The organism is Methylobacter sp. Wu1 (genome assembly GCF_036553575.1).
In the GTDB taxonomy this organism is placed as follows: Bacteria; Pseudomonadota; Gammaproteobacteria; order Methylococcales; family Methylomonadaceae; genus Methylobacter.
Genome location: NZ_JAZHOC010000021.1, coordinates 1 through 19098, shown reverse-complemented (window position 1 = coordinate 19098; position 19098 = coordinate 1). Strand labels below are relative to the sequence as shown.

The window sequence follows — 19098 nt, the reverse complement described above, 5'->3', positions numbered from 1 at the left end:
TAACCCAAACGATAATTTTAAAATGGAGCCGGATTAAGACGCGTCGTTTAGTCGACGCGTATCCGGACTTTCAGTCCGTTATTCGAACCCACCCGCTTGAGCGGGTGGTTGTTTAGTTTATCAGTAGCAGGTTTTTTGTTTGAGAAAGTTAGCGTCGAAAACTTATTTTCTCTTTTTATAACAAAAACCTGCTTCTTTTTCTTATCCCGAACTCAGGTTAACTTAAGAGGAAAAAAGCAATGAACAAACGTATTAGTTTCGTCCCTGCATTAGCCCTTGGTATGGTTGCGTTATCAGTTCCCACCCTAGCGACTGCGGTGACGACTATCGATGTGGTAGATGAAGCTCGCCTTGTCGGGAGGGCCGCTGTCATGTCAGTTGAGATCACTTGTGATTTGGGTGCCAATAGTTTCCTCGCTGGCACAACTGGGATAATCATTCAACATACTAGTACTCAGTCATTTTTGTAATGTCGGGTAAAGTTTTTTCAATTTTATCCGAGCGTCTTCAGTGGTAAAGCGCCAGTCCATAGGGCGAGCCCTGGCATTTCTTTTTTCTTGCCAGACAGCGACCTCCTGCTTCAATGTCTCCTGGTCGGGAAGGCGTCGATCCAGACATTGGCGGGACAAGATGCTCAGTTCGATTTCCGCCATATTGAGCCAACTGCCATGCTTGGGCGTGTAATGGATGTCCAGCTTATCCAGGATTCTCCTCGCTTGCTCAGGCGAGAAAGCCTTATACAATGAGGCGCCAGTGTGCGTATTTAAGTTGTCCATGACCAGGGTAATACGCTCGGCCTGAGGATAAAGCCCATCCACCAGGTGTTGAATTTGGTGTGCCCAGTCCACTGCCGTGCGTTGATCGGTGACCGCCACATGGCGTTGGCCTGCCAGCGGTTCAAAGAACATGAACAGATGACTGACACCGTTACGTTCGTATTCTGTATCGTATTTCTCCACCGACCCGGGCTTGGCCGGTATGGACGGTCGCACTTCTTTAAGCTGTTGCTTGCTGCTTTCGTCCATGCAGATCAACGGATGGGTTTCGTCGTAGGACCGTTGATACACGTCCAGTATGTCTTCCATGGCGCAGACAAATTCGGCATTCTGCTGTGCAGGAATGCACCATTCTTTAGTTTGCCAGGGTTTTAATTCGTTTTTTTAAAGTTTGCCGAACGGTTTCGTGCGATACGCTTTCCACATAGCCCAGTTCCACCATGCGCTGTCCCAGCAAACGCAAGGACCAACGACTACGGCCAGCCGGAGCATCTCCACAGACTAATGCGATGAGATGGGCTTCATTTTCGCCATCAATCACCCGATTTCTGACTCGACTAGGTTTAGCTCGATTGAGGGCGGCCTCTAGCCCCTCTTGCACTAAGCGCTGCCTTACCCGTTCAATCGTCCGCGTTGAAATGCCAAAAGCTTCACTGATTCGGCTGTCCTGCCATTGTTCACCTAATTCATGCTATCCGCTTTGAGCAAAATTTCAGCATGGAGCCTTTTATAGGCCGCTACTTTGCCCTTATGAATTAAGCCTTGTAAATATGTACGTTCATCCGCCGTCAGGCGCACTAGGTATTTCTTCGCCATGCTTGTCGTTCCCCATACAAAATTTCAGTATATGGGGATGCTTATCCGACAAAACAAGGCTGACTGAGTACTAGGTCCAATGTTACTATTGGAAGTGGCGATTTGGATCAGGCAGCAATAGATTGCGATGGTACACCTCAGACGTTCCAAATCGCCGTATCAAGCGCCAGATTCCGTCCAGGTCCGGCCACCGCGCAAGCGTCTACCATCGTCTGCAATCGCACTCCTTTCACTTGCGAGTCCGCACAAGACTCAGAAGAGATACAACTTGTTGAATAATTAGGATAACTAAGGAAGGGGAGATAGCGATATTTCCTCTTTTCAACTGTTGCTTAATTATGACCTTGCCGCAAGTGCATTGCTTCAGTATCTAGCCGAGCCTCGCATCTATATTCAAGTTTCTTCCAACTCCACCCAGTCAATCTGTTTTTCAACGATTGTGCTCAACTCCATCTGACCCAACGATTCGACCATCTTTAGTTCGGAGCTTATTTGTTCCAACTGTTCCAGATGCGCCACCAACTCGAATAGATCGGTTTGATTTGTATTTTTCTTGCGTTTCCTCATGTTTCTTCGTATCCACACCTGGTGTAGTATCAGGGCGGTAATCTTACTGCCAAATCGCTTTTGAGATAAGGGCAAAGAGCAGAATTGATCATTCTAAATTTCAAACAGGCTTGCGTAAGCCCTGGTTATTTAAGGTTTCGATTAGCCGCTATCGGCCAGGATGAGCCAGTTTCAACTCTCGAAATAACGCTGGAGTGATTGCTGAGCATCTGAGATCAGGCTGAAATGCAGAACTGTAAAAATATTTTGAGCCATGCCAAGACCGCTGCCGAGATGGAGTGGCTGTTCCCATCGTCGCTGTCAGTCATTGCTCATGCTTATAGTCATCATTTATTGACACTGTGTCATCGGGTGCCCATAATCGGCCGCCGCTGGGCGTAACGGACAACTGAATTTCTTATTTTCCATCCTCCAAGCATTTCTGCTTCAGATTCTGGACTCGTTTGTCCGCCATGCTTCGTATGGCTGTTGACTGATTTCACATGATCGAGGATCAAACATGCAATTTCATAATTTTAAAATCGGCCTTTTCGCCGCATTGGTGTCCGGCTTGGGCCAAGCCGGAGTTTCGGTGGCTGAGGCGGATAATGCAGGTAAGGACAACCATAACCTGAATGCTCCTTTTTACCTGAATCAAAACTGGAATGACGAAGAACGGCGCAGTTTCTATTTCACGCCGCAAGGATCTTACCTTCTGCCCTATGAGTGGTTTCTGGCGCTGGAACAGCCGGATAAAGACGAGCTGTTCATCAACCCAAAATACATCGAGCAGTTCGGTTACCTTGCCGATGACGAGCCCTATACGCCCAGCAACCCAGATGGATTGCCGATCGGATTCGCCAGGGAACCGGTAGACAATGGCGAGGATTGGGTCGGCATGACTTGCGCCGCCTGTCATACCGGCGAAATCCGTTATCGGGGGCAGACTATCCGCATCGATGGCGCGCCGACGCTGGGCGATTTCACCATGTTTTTGAAGCGCCTGATCCAGGCGTTGCGTGTGACACTGGAACAGCCGGAGAAATTCGATCGCTTCGCCCAGGCTATATTGACCGATCCCACAGGCGCTGCCAAGGCTGCATTGCAGGCGCGAGTATCCGACCAACTGACCTGGCTGGAGCAGTACGACGCGCGCAGCACGCCCACGCATCCATACGGTTATGGCCGCGTCGATGCGTTCGGCATCATCATGAACGAAGTCTTTGGCCGCGATCTGCAACAGCCGGACAATGTCCGCGCACCCGATGCGCCGGTCAGTTATCCATTCCTGTGGACCTCGCCGCGGCTGGACTGGGTTCAATGGAACGGATCGGCCAATAATCCGTTTGGCCGCAATGTCGGGGAGGTGCTGGGCGTATTCGGGCACGTCAATCTGACCGGTTCGCTTGCCGAGTTGGGCAAGAGCACGGCAAGGCCGAGAGAGCTGTTTGAACTGGAGAAACGGGTGGGCAGCCTGACATCGCCGAAATGGCCGGTATTGGCGCTGGGCCCGATCGATAGCGAAAAGGCCGCCCGCGGGCGCGTGTTATATTCGGCATCGCGCGGCGGCGAGCCTAGCTGCGAGTCCTGTCATTCATTGCCGGATGCGAACGGGCTCTATCCGATGACGCCGTCGGACGAGAACTTATTCGGTGTCAGCTTTATCGAAACGCGAATGACCCCTCTCAACGAGATCGGCACCGATCCGGCAACATCGTTAAACTTTGCCACCCGCAAAGCGAACACCGGCAGTCTGGCGCCGTTACTGCCGGCGCCTTTCACCGGAGCTACGGAACTTCCAGCGCCTGTGCTGTTGTCGACACTGGTCGGCATGGCCGTATCCAGCGGCATCGCCGATGCCTATCCGCCGTTCAGCCCCGCGGAAAAAGCCGAGCTGATCGGCTACCGGCTCAAGGCGCAGGGCTTGCCTCCGTATAAGCCGAAAAATCTGCTTGCCTATCGCGCCCGTCCGCTGGATGGCATCTGGGCAACCGCGCCGTATCTCCATAACGGTTCGGTGCCGAATCTGTATCAATTGCTGCTGCCGCCTAGTGAACGTCGGAAAATGTTCTATGTAGGAAGCCACGAGTTTGATCCGCAAGCAGTCGGTTTTCGTTCGAAACCGGGCCAGCATGCCTTCAGGTTCGATGCGAGCCTGCCGGGCAATTTGAACACGGGGCATTACTACGGAACCGATCTTGCCGATGACGAGCGTTGGGATCTGATCGAGTTTCTGAAGACTTTGTAGTATCTCTGGACTTGACGTGCAGGTACCGCCGGGCCTGCATGTCGCTGGTGTTGTCGTTGGCGCAGGTGCCTTGTACCGAGTCGCAGTGCGTGCCGGCCCAAAAAGAGCCAGCACGGTAAGGACATTATTCATAGCCTTTTTCATGCCATTGCACTCAGGCCGGTCCGCATGAGCCATGTTTTCCGGAAGAATCAGGGAGGATCGAGGCCGTGCTTTTTGTGCATTCGGCAAATCTTGCCTTCAAATAACTACGCGAGATCAGGTCGCCTCTTTATTCCTGCATAAAAAATTTTACCGACACGATTTTCATTAAACGGTCATATTCACGCTATAGCATTGAAATTTTGCAACTTACGTTTTTGACTAGAAATCTATAGTTTCAGTCTAAAGACCTGCACAGTTGGCGGCTATGGGCAGATAACATCCGGGAACTTTATGACATTGAGAATTGCGTTTATCAGCGATGCGTGGCATCCACAAATAAATGGCGTTGTGACGACCATATCAAACACCTGCGCAAGCTTGGAGCGATCGGGACATCGGATCAAGCTCATTACCCCGGATCAATTCAAGACCGTTCCCTGCCCGACTTATCCTTCAATCCGGTTGGCGCTTGGCTGTTATAAAAAATTGAAAACCCAGCTGGATGAGTTCAAGCCTCAACGCATTCATATCGCCACGGAAGGGCCATTGGGAATCGCGGCGCGGCGGTATTGCCTTAGCCGGAATCTGGCATTTACCACGTCGTTCCATACCTTATTTGCAGAATACGTCAATTTGCGCTTTAAAATTCCTGTCTCGTGGGGCTACGGCTTTCTGCGCTGGTTTCATGCGCCGGCAAGAAAGATCATGGTGGCTTCGCCTTCGGTAGAATCGGATCTGATTGCCAGAGGGTTTAAAAACAGCATGGTTCGTTGGTCGCGCGGCGTGGATACCGGTCTTTATTATCCAAGGGATAAAGCTTTCTTATCACTGTCTCGCCCCATATCGATGTTTGTCGGAAGAGTCGCTGTTGAAAAGAACATCGGCGCTTTTTTATCTTTGGACCTTTCAGGAACAAAAATTGTGGTAGGGGATGGGCCGCTGCTGAAAGAACTCAAAGCCAGATTTCCTGAAGCGGTTTTTGTCGGTTTTCAAACTGGTGATCACCTGGCCAACTATATGGCTGCCGCGGATGTATTTGTTTTTCCTAGTCTCACCGATACTTTTGGCATTGTCATGCTGGAGGCGTTAGCCAGCGGCATCCCTGTTGCGGCTTTTCCGGTAAGAGGGCCTATGGATGTGATTGCCAGCGATAATGTAGGGAAGCTTGATCATGATTTAAAAAAGGCTATCACTGAGGCTTTGCAATTAGATGCGCAAGACTGTCGAGATTACGCCTTGAACTATTCCTGGGCTAATTGCACCGAGCAATTTTTTAATAATCTTGTTCCGGTTTCGGATCAGTTCGAATGATGAAACGCTTGTGAATTTTTTGCTAGCGTCAGAACTACGTTGCTTTTCGTGTCAAAAGCAGAGAAGATACGCGGAATTTTTTAATTATCTATAAAGGGAATTTGCATGAGCATTGAGACAAAACACCCTCTCATCGAGGAGATTCTTTCGGAGTGGAAGAGCAGGATCGGGGATGACTACCCTGGCTATAGAGGACATGTATATCGCGTGTTCAATTTCTGCCTGGCGCTCCATTCCTGCACAGAAGAAGAAAAATCAAAACTGGCTATCGCGGCATGCTTCCACGATATTGGCATCTGGTCAGACCATACGATGGACTATATCCCTCCGTCGGTTGCCCAGGCAAAACAGTATCTATCCAATGCAGGGCTTCAGGCTTGGTCTGATGAAATCGGCTTAATGGTCGAATTTCACCATAAAGTACGTAGTTATGGCGATGAGCGTTATCCCTTGGTTGAGCTGTTTCGAAAGGGCGATCTCATTGATTTCTCACTGGGTTTTTTCACATTCGGACTTCCAAGGCGCTATATCAGGCAGGTCAAGAAAGCCATACCGAACAGCGGATTTCATAGATTTCTCATGCAAGGTGCAACAGACTGGTTCTCCGAGCACCCGTTAAGCCCGCCGCCTTTTATGAAGTGGTAGCACAGCCAAGTCATTCAAGCCGATACTGCCTTGCGGTTCGGCTTAATGTCGAATGTTATTTGCTTTAGGAGAATCTCTGTGAGCCGTACCGACCCTATCTGCCTGATGGCGGAGTACAACGAATGGATGAATGCCAAACTGTATGAGGCTGCCATAAACTTGCCCATCGCAGCGCTTAATGCCAATAGAAAAGCATTCTTCGGCTCCATTCTCGGAACACTTAACCATTTAGCCGTTGCAGACACCATTTGGCTGAAGCGCTTCGCAGCCCATCCCGCCAATTATGCAGCGCTCGATATGATACGAGATCTGCCAACCCCAACAAGCCTTGATCAGATGCTCTTTGCAGACATTCAAAGCCTTTCAGAACACAGGAAATCGCTTGATCAGGCCATCATCGAATGGGTACATTCCATTGATGAACACGACCTGGACTACGCCCTGAGTTATTCAAATATGAAAGGCATACCTGCGCAGAAGAACTTTTTCAGCCTTGTCATGCATTTCTTCAACCATCAAACCCACCATCGCGGCCAGGCGACGACTCTTCTCTCGCAAGCCGGCGTCGATGTCGGAGTCACGGATTTGCTCGCTCTCATTCCCAACGAAACTGATACATAACTTATTTACGAATGCCTGAAGTAATCATTAAAAAAGCAGACAATCATTTAGGGCGATTGTGTTTGGGCTGGCAACATCTTTCTTCGCGCCTGATTAAAACTCAGTCCGCTAATCCCGCCTTTTTGCATGGATTGTCCTAGGGAATGGGCCAGCGCCGAAGCCAGCACGCGCGAATAGAAAGGCAAGGACTCTATGTAAACAGGCAGTATGTCGTCAATGTATTCAGCCGTTTTCAGTTTTTGATCGAAGCGCTCGCGCTGCTGCGTGATTTCCGCCATGAGCTGCCGGTCGACCCGGCATTGCTCCGATAATTCCAGCGTCCAGGTCAGATCCGTTTGCAATTTGCAGTCGCCGATAAACTGGCCGTATTTTGAAGACGACCACTCTTCAGGCGCGATCAGAGAAAGCCCATACAGTCCATCCTTCCGGTACAGCCAGTAAGTCTGGCCGACGGCCGGTTTGAACTTGATCCGGCTGTTCAGCACGAAAAGCGAGGTGAACAGTTCATTGGCTATCTGCAGGATGTCCTTGGCGGGAACGGCCAGGTTTTTTCTGGTCTGCATCAGGCTTTCCAGAACCGGAACGAGTCCTTTGCCCTGAGGGTTCGGGGATTTGAAAGTCATAGGTTATAACGCAGTCATTCAGTGATGTTAAGCAAGGTTTTTACCACGAAGATCACGAAGAAAAAATAGATAACTTCGCGGCCTTCGTGGTTTTTAATGATTGCCGTAACGACGCTTCAAGCTTGTTTGCGGATGTCTTGCAGGCTGTCCTTCGGCGGCATGACGACGCGCGAGCAAGCGTCGGTCAGTTCCTGATAAACCGTTTCGAGGCAAGTTTCATAACGCCTGGAAAAATGGAACGGCACCAGTTGCCGGACATCGGCGGCGGTTGCGATCCGGCCGCAGGCCTGTGTCGTCAGATGGCCGGTCCTGCGCGCCTGCTCGCGGTCGGTTTCGAGAAAAGCGGATTCGCAGAACAAGATGTCGGCATTGCGGGCCAAGGCGGCCAGGGCGCTTCGATTGGCTTCCGTGTCGGCCAGATCGGTCGCATAGACCAGTTTTTCGCCGGGCGTGACGGTCACGAGCCGGGCGCCGAGTTCTGCCGCCTTCCGGGTGGTATGGTCGGGCAAGAGAATCTGCGCTTCTTTATCGCCTTCGGCTAGGCATTGCTTGAGCCGGTTAAGCCAGGGGCCGGCGCTCAGGCCATGCGCTTTCAGAGCGGTCTGGTCCACATTGAGTCTGGCCTTGCTCTCAAAGACATATGCCTGCACCGGTGTGCCGTGATCGAGCGTGATCGTGCGGACGCTGAACAGCGGATCGTCGACAAGCAGGCCGTCAGTGATGCGGATTTCCGGCAAATCTTCACGGTCTTGAAAACCGGCCTTAAGGCGGGCCCGCAGCAACCGGTTGCCATGCACTTCGGCGATTTCGAAAACCGGTCCGGTATCACCGATACGGTCCCAGAGAAATCCATTGATCAGCCCTTGAATGTGGCCGATCAAGCTGGGCGGACCAAACAATCGGCAGACGGGAAATCCGCCGACGCGGGAACGCAACAGCCAGAGGAAGCCGCCGATATGGTCGATATGGGCATGGCTGATGAATACATCGCTGACTTGATGGGCAATGCGGGCCTGCAGCCTGCCCGAATCGCCCAGATCGAACAGCAGGCTTCGTTGTTGCTGGCGCAACCGCAGATGCAGCAGCGGATCGTCGAAGACGCCATTGACCAGCGCTGCATAGGCACCGATCAGTTTGGCAACCGGGCGCGGGCCGCCGCTGTAGTTGGCTGTTGGATAAGGCAGGGCATCGGTCGGCGGCAGGTATTGCAGCGCACTGGATGAAAACGGTTCGGCGCTGCCGAGCAGGCCGTTTTTTTCGGTGCGCGCATCGCGCAGCAGCAAAATATCGGTTGTTGCCGAGGCTGCAGGCAGTCGGACGTTTAGCTTCCCGTCCTGTAGGGCGACGATCTCGCCGATGGACACGGTACGGCCGGCGTCGATGAAGGCGCATTGGCGGCCCGGCCAGGCGTCGGGCACATCAACGGGCGGCGGAGCGCCGGTCAGCCGGATGCCGGACAGGTTCAACGTTGTTTCATGCGCGGTGTCGAGATAGGCCCGCCATGTCCCGGTTCTGTTTCGGGCCCGCGCCTTTTTGCCGGGCCGGCGAGCCTCGGGATGGGCATGAACCGCCATGACGCGAACCGGCAGCGCCAGCAGCTCGTTCAGCAGCGGCACCTGTTTGGACTGCCGCCCCAGCATCAGTACGGTATCGATATTCAATAATTCGACCATGCCGGTCAGCAGCTCCGAGCCGGCAATGCCCCGGATCACGCCCGGCGCATCGATCAGCAGCAAGCCGGGCGGTGCTTGAATGATCAGCCTGTTTACGGCCGTTATCAGCGGCAGGCGGAAACGGCCCGCATCGAGCGTACACAGGGCTTCAAAGGCCAGCACGCGCCAGCCGGACGCCCGCCATTGCCCCAGAGACACGGTGCCGGGCAGGCCGAAGCCGGGCGATCCGGGATCGGCAGTAATGCAGAAGCAGTCCTGGCCGTGAGAGGCGATGATGCGCGCCAGCTCGGCGGTCAGTGTGGACTTGCCGATGCCGGTTTCTCCGCACAGCAAAATCCGCTGTCCGCCAGCCAATAGCCGGTCGGCGAGGTCTGAAGGTTGATAGGGCAATAACGGCAATGAATGGGGCATGGCGATTATCTGAACGGGATCGGTTAAGTTATTGACCGTGGAGGCTGCCGTCCGTTCGGCAACCTCGGCATCGCCGGCTTTCATGTAGCGCCCCTTAATCGATTAAAACTATTTTAAGCGGCAAGCCTTAAACTCTGCGTATTTTGCTGACGGATAGGCTTGAAGACCGGTGATGAACAAAGAAGGCAGAGTGTTTCCGGCAAATAATTCGGTAAGTGCATGAGGCCAAACTGGTCTATAATATCCCTTTCTTCAAAGAAGGAAATGTCGAAATTCAATGATATGGCACAGGCTATCACTGACAATCAGCCCTCTCGCTACCTTATCGTTATTTTGGCTATTCTTTATTATTTTTTCCGCGCATTGTCTGAAGTTTTCAGACTCGCCTGTCCTTGAGTAAGCACCTTTGATTAACATTTTTAGCGCTGTGGATTATGCCCGAAAATTATTCTTATGACCGTGATTACGCCCTGGATGCCCTGAAAGTCCCGCCTAATTCCATCCAGGCCGAGCAGTCGGTGCTGGGCGGATTGATGCTGGACAATCAAACCTGGGATTCAGTCGCGGATAAAATAGTAGAGACCGATTTTTACAGGAAAGATCACCGGCTGATTTTCAAGGCCATCGCGCAACTGGCCGAAAAACAGATTCCTTTCGACGTCATTACGCTATCCGAAGCGCTGGATGCCATAGGCGAACTGGAAAACGCCGGCGGTTTGGCCTATCTGGGCATGCTGGCCAGAGATACGCCCAGCGCCGCCAATATCGTCGCTTATGCCAACATCGTCAGAGACCGCTCGGTATTGCGGCAGTTGATTCATGTCGGCACCAACATTTCCGATTCGGCATTTAACCCCGAGGGCCGCGATACGGCCGAGCTGCTCGAAAACGCCGAGCGCCAGGTTTTTGAAATCGCCGAGCAAAAGCAGCGCGGGCAGGGCGGCTTTCAGTCGATCAAGACATTGCTGGCGACAGCCGTCGACAAGATTGAAACGCTGTTCGAACAGGAAGGCAACATCACCGGCGCCAGCACCGGCTTTGCCGATTTCGATGAGATGACGTCGGGCCTGCAGTCGTCCGACCTGATCATCGTGGCCGGACGACCGTCGATGGGCAAGACCACGATTGCCATGAACATGGCCGAGAACATCGCCATCAAGGGCGACAAGCCGGTGGCAGTGTTCAGTATGGAAATGCCCGGCGATTCATTGGCCATGCGTATGATGTCGTCCCTGGGCCGCATCGACCAGCACAAGGTCAGAACCGGCAAGCTCGATGACGACGAATGGCCGCGCCTGACTTCCGCGATCAACCTGCTGGCCGAAACCAAATTGTTCATCGACGATACGCCGGCCCTGACGCCGACCGAAGTGCGTTCCCGGGCCAGACGGCTCGTGCGCGAGCATGGCCCGCTGGGCCTGATCGTGATCGACTATTTGCAGCTCATGCAATCGCCCGCCAGCGGCGACAACCGCGTGCAGCAGATTTCCGATATTTCCAGAGGGCTCAAGGCGCTGGCCAAGGAACTGGAAGTGCCGGTCATCGCCCTGTCCCAGCTCAACCGTAACCTGGAACAGCGCCCGAACAAACGGCCGGTGATGTCGGATTTGCGTGAATCGGGCGGTATCGAGCAGGACGCCGACTTGATCGTGTTCGTATACCGCGATGAAGTCTACAACCCGGACAGTCCGGACAAAGGCATTGCCGAGATCATCATCGGCAAGCAGCGTAACGGACCTATCGGCACGGTCAGGCTGACTTTCCTCGGGCAATACACGCGTTTTGAAAATTTCGCCGGTAATCCCTATGGCGATGACGATTATGAATAACCCTATGAATAACTTGTACCCGGGAGGGTATGAATGACAGCAGCAGCCTATGCGGTACTTGATTTGGATGCGTTTCAGCATAATCTGGCGAAAGTGCGCAGCTGCGCGCCCGGCGCCAAAGTCATGGCGGTCGTCAAGGCGAACGGTTATGGCCACGGCGTGCTGCGCATCGCCGAAGCCCTGCAAAGCGCCGATGCCTTTGCCGTGGCGCGCGTCGACGAAGGCATTCGCCTGCGCAAGGCCGGGTTCGGCAACAGGATCGCCGTTCTGGAAGGCTTTACCCGCGCCTCAGAGGTGGTCGATCTGCTGGAGTACCAGCTGGAACCGCTGCTGCATTCCCTTTATCAACTCGATATCCTCGACGACCGGAAAGAGCAGGCAGCCCTTACGGCCTGGCTGAAAATCGACACCGGCATGAACCGGCTGGGTTTTAAGGCCAAGGATATTATTGCTGTCTACGAGCGCCTGCAGCATTGCGCCATCCTCAGGCATCCTGTCAATCTGGCGACGCATCTGGCCAGCGCCGATGATAAAAATGACGATAAAACGCTGAAACAGATCCGTCTGTTCAATGAAACCGTGGCCTCTTTACCCGGCCAGCGCAGCATCGCCAACTCGGCCGGCATATTAGGCTGGAGGGAGTCACTGGCCGATTGGGTGCGCCCTGGCGTCATGCTTTATGGCATTTCCCCGTTCCCCGGCAGCACGGGACAGGAATTGGGGCTCAAACCGGTCATGAGCCTGCACTCGCGGCTGATCGCGGTCAAGCCGGTTCTGGAAGGCGAAACCGTCGGCTATGGCGGCGGCTGGATGTGCAGGAAAAATACGACGCTGGGTGTGGTGGCTATCGGTTACGGCGACGGCTATCCGCGCTATGCCAAACCCGGAACGCCGGTGCTGGTCAACGGCAAGCGCGTGCCGCTGATCGGCCGGGTATCCATGGATATGATTACCGTCGATCTGGCCACTCAGCCGGGCGCAAAACCCGGCGATTCAGTGACTTTGTGGGGCGAGGGATTGGCTGTTGAGGAAATCGCCCGGTGCGCCGATACCATTCCTTATACGCTGGTGTGCGGCATCACGCCGCGCGTGCAGATTATTGAAGGCGCACCGGTCCATAAAAATAGCTGATGCTATGCAGTCGTAGGGTCGAATTCATTCGACCCGAAACTTTGTAGCACAGCTGTGTTAGGCCATCCATGCGATCAAGTGGTTTTGAGTTTCGTCATTGAGGTTGCAGCTTGGCCCGGATTGGAGAAGTTCGCTATATCGCCGAAAAATTGATTCCTGCATAATATCGCTTCTTAATATCAAGGTCGCGAAAGTCGGCATGAATTACTCATCCTATCCGTTAATCCTGCATCATGGCGCCATCACCGGCGTGACAGGCTCCTGCCATGAGTTGCAGATCGACCAGGCCAATTCCGTGCTGATCGACTGCGGATTATTCCAAGGCCTAGAAGCCGCGCCGGGCGGCGCCAATTACAACCGCCTGGCTATCGATTTTCCGATTGCGTCCGTGCGGGCGTTGCTGATTACGCATTGCCACGCCGATCATGTCGGGCGGATTCCCTATCTGATGGCGGCGGGTTTTCAAGGGCCGATTTATTGCTCCGAATTGACGGCCGAGTTATTGCCGCTGGTGCTGAAAGATGCCGTGGAAGTCGGTCTGGCGCTTGATAAAGAGCTGGCGCGCCAATTTCTGGACGTGCTGAAGACCCGGATCGTTGCGGTTCCTTATGGCAGCTGGCAGACGGTTCCGTTAGCGGGAGACGGCAGCGCCAGGCTCCGGGTGAGATTCAAGCCGGCTGGCCATATTCTGGGCTCGGCCTATATCGAATGTGATGTCGAAACGGCATCCGCCAGGCAGCGCATTGTCTTTTCCGGCGATCTGGGAAACCCCTACACGCCCTTGCTGGCGGCGCCGAAGCCGCCTTATGGAGCCGATGTGTTGGTGCTGGAAAGCACTTACGGCGACAGAAAACACGTCAATCGCCGCCAGCGGAAAGCCCTGCTGAAGCAGCACATCAAGCGCAGCCTGAAAAACAGCGGCGTGATCCTGATACCGTCTTTCAGCATCGAACGTACACAGGAGCTGCTCTATGAGTTTGAAGACATCATTCATCACAGCCGAGATGAGCTCGTGGCGAAAGGCTTGGCCTGGGGCGAGATCGAAATCATTGTCGATTCGCCGCTGGCCAACAAATTCACGCAGGCCTACAGAAAGCTGAAAGCCTTCTGGGATGCCGAAGCCCGCGCCAGGGTCAACGCCGGCCGCCGTCCGCTGTCGTTTGAACAATTAACAACCATCAACAGCCATCAGGATCATCTGGATGCGCTTTCTTATTTAAAACGCACGGCCAAGCCATGCATCGTGCTGGCAGCCAGCGGCATGAGCAGCGGCGGACGCATGCTCAATTATCTGAAAGCCCTGATCGAAGACCCGCGAACGGACATTCTGCTCGCCGGCTTTCAGGCCGAGGGCACGCCCGGCAGAACGATTCAGCAAAACGGGCCGGCGCATGGCCAAGTCGAGCTTGATGGCCGGTTTTATACGATCAAAGCCGGCGTTTATACGTTAGACGGCTACTCCGCGCATGCGGATCAGGATTCGCTGGTCCGTTTTGTCACGCGCATGCGCAACAAGCCGCAGGAAATCCGGCTCGTGCATGGCGAGCCAGAGGCCAAGCAAACCTTGCAGCGTTTGCTGCAGCAGAAAGTGCCTGACTGTCGGATCATTATCCCTTAATATGCGCATGAATCGCCGCCATTTCCTTCAATGCCTGGCCTTGCTTGGGCTGTCGGGCTGCGCTGGTCGACCTGCCGAGCTGTATGATCTGCCTGAATTCGGCAATGCGACGCTGCTGCACTTTACCGATTGCCATGCCCAGCTGCTGCCTATCTATTTCAGAGAGCCTGCAGTCAATATCGGCGTTGGCGAAAACAAGAACAAGCCGCCGCATTTGATCGGCCGACAATTTCTCGATTTTTACGGCATCAAGCCCGGCAGCGCCGAAGCTTATGCCTTCACGCATCTGGATTTCGCTGACATGGCTGCCGTTTACGGAAAAATGGGCGGCTTTGCGCATCTGGCGACATTAATCAAACAGATCCGGCAGGCGCGCGGCCATGAAAATACACTGTTGCTGGATGGCGGCGACAGCTGGCAGGGTTCGGCCACGGCCTTATGGACCAAAGGGCAGGATATGGTCGACGCCTCGAATCTGCTCGGTGTCGATATCATGACGGGGCATTGGGAGTTCACATACGGCAGTCGGCAGGTGCTGGACAATATTGCCCGGTTCCGGGGCGAATTCATCGCACAGAATATCGCCCTGACCGAGGAGGCGCAGTTTGGCGGTGATGCCGAAACCGATGCCGTATTCAAGCCGTATGTCATAAAGACTTTCAGGCAGGGCAGGGTTGCCGTTATCGGCCAGGCATTCCCTTATACGCCGATCGCCAATCCCAAAAAATTTACGCCGGACTGGCAGTTCGGAATCCAGGAGCAAAAGCTGCAGCAGATCATCAATCAGATCAAGGCCGACAATGAGGCCGACGTGGTCGTGCTGCTGTCCCACAACGGCACGCCGGTCGACCTTAAGCTGGCATCGCGCGTAGCGGGGCTTGATGTGATTCTCGGCGGTCATACCCATGATGCGCTGCCGAGGCCCATACCGGTCAGAAATGCCGGAAGGACAACCTGGGTAACGAACGCCGGCAGCCACGGCAAATTTCTGGCTGTGCTGGATCTGGATATTCAGCCCGGCCGGCTCAGGGATCTGCGTTACCGTCTGCTACCGGTATTCTCGAATCTGTTGCCGCCGGACAAGGACATGCAGGCGCTGATCGATGCCATCAGGCGGCCTTATTTAGCGCAATTACAGCGGCCGTTGGCGATCACTGATGAGCTGCTTTATCGGCGCGACACGTTTTGCGGCACGTTCGACCAGCTGATTCTGGATGCCCTGCTTGCGGTCAATGATGCGCAAATCGCCCTGTCGCCGGGCTTCCGCTGGGGCGCAACGTTGCTGCCTAGGCAGACCATCACTTTCGAGGATGTCATGGACCAGACTGCGATTACTTATCCTGAAACCTATGTCAGAACCCTGACGGGGCGGGAGCTGAAAGCGATTTTGGAGGATGTTGCTGACAATCTGTTCAACAAAGATCCTTATTATCAGCAGGGCGGCGATATGGTCAGGGTAGGCGGCATGACCTTTGCCTGCGATCCCGAAGCGGAATTCGGCCGGCGGATCAGCCGCATGCGGCTGGTTAACGGAGATGTTTGTGCGGAGGACAGACCTTATAAAGTTACCGGCTGGGCCAGCGTAGGGCAGGCTGATATGGGAAAGCCGGTCTGGGATGTGGTTTCTGACTATTTGTTCGATAATAAAATTGTTAGGGTTTGATTGGAAAAATGCCAGTCCTGTTTTAAACGCTCAGTGTAAAGCGGCCGAGCAAAGTACTTCCCATGGATACAAAAACTCCAACTTTCGACAATGAAATTACGTTCGGCAGCGCCGGAAGGCAGAAATCCCGGCGATAGTTGAATCGACGTCTTCAACCATTGCAGATCATTGAAATGTTCAGCATCAATCGAAGCTGGCCCTATTGATTCTGCGGATTATTGAAACGTTCAGATTGGGGGGGGGGGAGGCTCAAAAACCAAGCTTAAAACAATAAAGTTAACCTACTAAAAATGCATCCTTGATCGGATGCTTGTAAGCAAGATCATGAGGCTCTTGGTATAATTAAAATTCAGCAATTGAAAGCGGTCCAGAAAAGGAAAATGGCTATCTATACATACATTAAAGACATTGATCGTGGTGGGTTTGCCCGAGTTCTCTTGGTCCAAAATGAATATGGAGTTCTATTTGCTATGAAGGTGCTAGATCCTAGCCCTCAACTGGCTCACGTACCTATAGATCAAATTAAGCGTCGCTTTGAAAGGGAAGTTAAGTATCAACAAGCCCTGCATCATCCGAACATAGTTTCAATTGTTGATGTAGATACAAATAATAACCCTCCATATTGTGTCATGGAGTTTGCTACCGGCGGAACTCTGGCTAAAGACTTGGCTTTCGATCATACGCTAGCTGGAAATCCAAAGCCAGCCTTGTTCGATATTCTTTCAGGCCTCGATTTTTTGGCGAAGAAAGGCATAATACATCGGGATCTTAAGCCCCAGAATGTTCTCAAGTTCCTTAATTCAGATGGAACTTTCAGGTATGCCATTTCAGATTTTGGCTTAATGGATCCTGGAGCAACTGATTCCACTACGCTGACAGTTACAGGCGCCCAAGGAGGGACGGCTTTTTATGCTGCGCCAGAATTGATGCAAGATTTTAGCCGCGCAACAGTTCGGGCTGATATATATTCGTTTGGCGCTATTCTTCATGACATATTCGTTGCCCAGCCACGAATCCCATATACAAAGCTAACCGCCTCTCCACCTATAGGCCCGATCTTAGAAAAATGTACTGAGACTAATCCATCTCGTCGATATGCAAGTATTTCCGAGTTGCGCGAAGACCTTTTTGCCGCTTTAAGCACCGCGCAGCTATTTTTTACATCTTCGAAAGAACAGCGAGCTGTCGAACTTCTTGGTGAGCATCGTGATCTGAGTAGTGATGAATGGGACAAAATTTTTCTAGCACTTGATGAGAATGAGGCGAAGTCGACTGCCAACGATAACATTTTCAGAGCACTACGTAATGAGCATATTGTGCAATTAAATCAAGACTCACTGCAATTGGTGAAGTCCTTAGGGATGAGATATTGTAAGTTTGCAATGTCGCAAGGATTTGAATTTTCCTATTGCGATATAATCTCTGCCAAGCTTGAAACTCTCTTTGCAATTGGTGATATAGAGCTAAAGGCTTTCGTACTCTTGGCACTCCTAGAACTCGGCGTTAGCCACAATCGATGGGCAGTAGAAAGAGCCTTTTATCACCGCACAATGGCAGATGCAGACGCCAATGTCATAAACCGGTTCCTTCTTGAAGTACAAGTGAGAGGGTATCCAATAAAAATGAGGATTCAACACTTATTAGTATCAATATCGGCCAATGCAGAATTTTTCCACAGTTTACTTAAAGCAGCGTTAGCCTGAAGATGAAGTCTCTAGCCGTTGGAGCATTTACCATTGGTGCACCGAGAAAGCAGAATGAAGATGGCTTTACGTTGCTGGCACTCCCCAATAAAACTAATATACTTGCAATTGCTGATGGTGTTGGAGGGTCTAGCAGTGGACTATTGTCGTCTAAGATTGCAATTGAAACGATTGAAGAATGGATAAATAGTAACGTGTTAGATATCACTCTCCCGTTCTATCGTACTGACGAAAAGCTTAAGCAGCTAGTAAATAGCAATCCAAGTACTTATAGCTCTTTAGCTACAACGCTAACCATGGTAAAGATTATAAACAATCTGATAACTTTTGCGCATGTAGGAGACTGCAGAGCTTATTTGATGAGAGGAGCAGGTTTGAAAACGCTTACCAGTGACCAAACAGAGGTGCAGAAATTAGTTGAGTTAGGAGTTCTCACCAAGGCACGACTTAAAGACTACAAAAGATCTCATGTTCTCCTTTCAGCGCTTGGATCCTCGCGTAAGTTTGAAATCCAAACAGGAGACTTCAGGGCACAGCCTGGGGATCGGCTGTTACTGTGTTCGGACGGGTTATACAACGCCATTTCTAAGCGAAAATTAGTTAATCTCTCGAAAGATACTGAAAAATTAGATGAGTTTCTGTTCGAGCTTCATAAGCTAACACTATCATCTCCTCTTTCAGATGATGCGACTGTAGTTGCTGCACAATTCTAGGCATTAAATCATTAAGGTCAGATTATATTGATTTTTTTCGAGTAGTAATTGAAATTGACCCCATTGATTCTTCCCATCAAACGTCACAGAATTAGTCCAGAATTTCCTCCCACTGTTTGCAACATCAAATAATCACAAATTCGTGGGGTATAACCTTACAGCTTTAGTTTTACCTTCAACCCAGCCTTGAATGCCACTAGGCACGTTATCCACATTTAAGAAAACAACACTATCACCTAACTTAACGGTAAGGCATCCATCATCCTCTTCATAAGAAATAACTCTCGCAACAAAACGAAAGAGATTGTTTTCTATAGCAATCATACTAGTATTGCTATTTGTCGTAGTTATATTTTTTCCCCACTCAAAATTATCATCAATATCTATTTCAATATCTGTACAATCACCTAAAGCCGGTAATTCACCATTCCAGGTTCCAGTCCCAATGCCTATAGGTGTTTCGAATTTTACCTTTATCTCATTCTGAATATTTTTCACATCTAATATCTCAATAGTTCGGACACTTTTATGCGGCAATCGTCCCGTAGTCACTGAATTCGTCAAATAGTTGGGCTATTTTTTCGCAATCTCTGCTCAGGCCTAACTTGTCGAAAAGTCGTAACAGCA

16 protein-coding genes and 1 pseudogene are annotated in these 19098 nt (G+C 51.9%); 12 read left to right on the top strand and 5 right to left on the bottom strand.

Features of this window, described 5'->3' with window-relative positions; genetic code table 11:
- The first annotated feature begins 239 nt into the window (after window positions 1–239).
- Window positions 240–470 (top strand): hypothetical protein, encoded by a 231-nt coding sequence (locus V2P20_RS02100; protein WP_331815619.1) that lies wholly within the window; start codon window positions 240–242, stop codon window positions 468–470.
- Here the strand turns inward: V2P20_RS02100 and V2P20_RS02095 are convergent.
- Both V2P20_RS02095 and V2P20_RS02090 read right to left on the bottom strand, forming a co-directional pair.
- Window positions 459–1592 (bottom strand): annotated as a pseudogene (locus V2P20_RS02095) (IS630 family transposase). The gene V2P20_RS02100 and the pseudogene V2P20_RS02095 overlap by 12 nt on opposite strands.
- Window positions 1593–1985: 393 nt before the next feature.
- Complete coding sequence (locus tag V2P20_RS02090; protein WP_331815617.1) at window positions 1986–2159, bottom strand: hypothetical protein; 174 nt, start codon at window positions 2157–2159, stop codon at window positions 1986–1988.
- Window positions 2160–2384: 225 nt separating this feature from the next.
- Between V2P20_RS02090 and V2P20_RS02085 the strand changes: the two genes are divergently transcribed.
- The 5 genes from V2P20_RS02085 (at window position 2385) to V2P20_RS02065 (ending at window position 7107) form a co-directional block, all read left to right on the top strand.
- Window positions 2385–2540: a hypothetical protein gene (locus V2P20_RS02085; RefSeq protein ID WP_331815615.1), complete on the top strand. Its 156-nt coding sequence runs from the start codon at window positions 2385–2387 to the stop codon at window positions 2538–2540.
- Window positions 2541–2658: 118 nt separating this feature from the next.
- Window positions 2659–4386: a di-heme-cytochrome C peroxidase gene (locus tag V2P20_RS02080; protein ID WP_331815612.1), complete on the top strand. Its 1728-nt coding sequence runs from the start codon at window positions 2659–2661 to the stop codon at window positions 4384–4386.
- A 435-nt stretch (window positions 4387–4821) separates the two neighbouring features.
- Window positions 4822–5841 carry a glycosyltransferase family 1 protein gene (locus V2P20_RS02075; RefSeq protein ID WP_331815609.1) on the top strand — a complete coding sequence of 340 codons (1020 nt, stop codon included), beginning with the start codon at window positions 4822–4824 and terminating at the stop codon, window positions 5839–5841.
- A 105-nt stretch (window positions 5842–5946) separates the two neighbouring features.
- Window positions 5947–6486 carry a hypothetical protein gene (locus V2P20_RS02070; RefSeq protein ID WP_331815607.1) on the top strand — a complete coding sequence of 180 codons (540 nt, stop codon included), beginning with the start codon at window positions 5947–5949 and terminating at the stop codon, window positions 6484–6486.
- Between the two features lie 78 nt (window positions 6487–6564).
- Window positions 6565–7107: a DinB family protein gene (locus V2P20_RS02065; RefSeq protein WP_331815605.1), complete on the top strand. Its 543-nt coding sequence runs from the start codon at window positions 6565–6567 to the stop codon at window positions 7105–7107.
- A gap of 47 nt (window positions 7108–7154) precedes the next feature.
- Here V2P20_RS02065 and V2P20_RS02060 read toward each other — a convergent pair whose 3' ends face one another.
- Both V2P20_RS02060 and V2P20_RS02055 read right to left on the bottom strand, forming a co-directional pair.
- Window positions 7155–7730 (bottom strand): DUF2452 domain-containing protein, encoded by a 576-nt coding sequence (locus V2P20_RS02060; protein ID WP_331815602.1) that lies wholly within the window; start codon window positions 7728–7730, stop codon window positions 7155–7157.
- 116 nt (window positions 7731–7846) lie between these two features.
- Window positions 7847–9898 carry a Clp1/GlmU family protein gene (locus tag V2P20_RS02055; RefSeq protein ID WP_331815599.1) on the bottom strand — a complete coding sequence of 684 codons (2052 nt, stop codon included), beginning with the start codon at window positions 9896–9898 and terminating at the stop codon, window positions 7847–7849.
- A 350-nt stretch (window positions 9899–10248) separates the two neighbouring features.
- Between V2P20_RS02055 and dnaB the strand changes: the two genes are divergently transcribed.
- The 6 genes from dnaB (at window position 10249) to V2P20_RS02025 (ending at window position 18471) form a co-directional block, all read left to right on the top strand.
- Window positions 10249–11643 (top strand): replicative DNA helicase, encoded by a 1395-nt coding sequence (gene dnaB / locus V2P20_RS02050; RefSeq protein WP_331815597.1) that lies wholly within the window; start codon window positions 10249–10251, stop codon window positions 11641–11643.
- A gap of 33 nt (window positions 11644–11676) precedes the next feature.
- Window positions 11677–12774, top strand: a complete 1098-nt coding sequence (gene alr / locus V2P20_RS02045) for an alanine racemase (protein ID WP_331815595.1) — start codon at window positions 11677–11679, stop codon at window positions 12772–12774.
- A gap of 199 nt (window positions 12775–12973) precedes the next feature.
- The gene (locus V2P20_RS02040; protein ID WP_331815593.1) at window positions 12974–14392 is read left to right on the top strand and encodes an MBL fold metallo-hydrolase; all 1419 of its coding nucleotides are present in this window, start codon (window positions 12974–12976) and stop codon (window positions 14390–14392) included.
- A 1-nt stretch (window position 14393) separates the two neighbouring features.
- The gene (gene soxB / locus V2P20_RS02035; protein WP_331815590.1) at window positions 14394–16055 is read left to right on the top strand and encodes a thiosulfohydrolase SoxB; all 1662 of its coding nucleotides are present in this window, start codon (window positions 14394–14396) and stop codon (window positions 16053–16055) included.
- Between the two features lie 380 nt (window positions 16056–16435).
- Entirely contained in the window at window positions 16436–17758 is a 1323-nt protein-coding gene (locus tag V2P20_RS02030) for a serine/threonine-protein kinase (RefSeq protein ID WP_331815588.1), read from the top strand.
- A 2-nt stretch (window positions 17759–17760) separates the two neighbouring features.
- On the top strand, window positions 17761–18471 hold the full coding sequence (locus V2P20_RS02025; RefSeq protein WP_331815585.1) for a protein phosphatase 2C domain-containing protein: 711 nt from the start codon (window positions 17761–17763) through the stop codon (window positions 18469–18471).
- Between the two features lie 132 nt (window positions 18472–18603).
- Here V2P20_RS02025 and V2P20_RS02020 read toward each other — a convergent pair whose 3' ends face one another.
- Complete coding sequence (locus tag V2P20_RS02020) at window positions 18604–18969, bottom strand: hypothetical protein (RefSeq protein ID WP_331815582.1); 366 nt, start codon at window positions 18967–18969, stop codon at window positions 18604–18606.
- Window positions 18970–19098 lie beyond the last annotated feature (129 nt).

Bases quoted from the DNA above. Each gene is read 5' to 3' on its own strand.
- V2P20_RS02100 (WP_331815619.1), top strand. From the start codon at position 240: ATGAACAAACGTATTAGTTTCGTCCCTGCATTAGCCCTTGGTATGGTT.
- V2P20_RS02090 (WP_331815617.1), bottom strand. From the start codon at position 2,159: ATGAGGAAACGCAAGAAAAATACAAATCAAACCGATCTATTCGAGTTG.
- V2P20_RS02085 (WP_331815615.1), top strand. From the start codon at position 2,385: ATGCAGAACTGTAAAAATATTTTGAGCCATGCCAAGACCGCTGCCGAG.
- V2P20_RS02080 (WP_331815612.1), top strand. From the start codon at position 2,659: ATGCAATTTCATAATTTTAAAATCGGCCTTTTCGCCGCATTGGTGTCC.
- V2P20_RS02075 (WP_331815609.1), top strand. From the start codon at position 4,822: ATGACATTGAGAATTGCGTTTATCAGCGATGCGTGGCATCCACAAATA.
- V2P20_RS02070 (WP_331815607.1), top strand. From the start codon at position 5,947: ATGAGCATTGAGACAAAACACCCTCTCATCGAGGAGATTCTTTCGGAG.
- V2P20_RS02060 (WP_331815602.1), bottom strand. From the start codon at position 7,730: ATGACTTTCAAATCCCCGAACCCTCAGGGCAAAGGACTCGTTCCGGTT.
- V2P20_RS02055 (WP_331815599.1), bottom strand. From the start codon at position 9,898: ATGAAAGCCGGCGATGCCGAGGTTGCCGAACGGACGGCAGCCTCCACG.
- dnaB (WP_331815597.1), top strand. From the start codon at position 10,249: ATGCCCGAAAATTATTCTTATGACCGTGATTACGCCCTGGATGCCCTG.
- alr (WP_331815595.1), top strand. From the start codon at position 11,677: ATGACAGCAGCAGCCTATGCGGTACTTGATTTGGATGCGTTTCAGCAT.
- V2P20_RS02040 (WP_331815593.1), top strand. From the start codon at position 12,974: ATGAATTACTCATCCTATCCGTTAATCCTGCATCATGGCGCCATCACC.
- soxB (WP_331815590.1), top strand. From the start codon at position 14,394: ATGCGCATGAATCGCCGCCATTTCCTTCAATGCCTGGCCTTGCTTGGG.
- V2P20_RS02030 (WP_331815588.1), top strand. From the start codon at position 16,436: ATGGCTATCTATACATACATTAAAGACATTGATCGTGGTGGGTTTGCC.
- V2P20_RS02025 (WP_331815585.1), top strand. From the start codon at position 17,761: ATGAAGTCTCTAGCCGTTGGAGCATTTACCATTGGTGCACCGAGAAAG.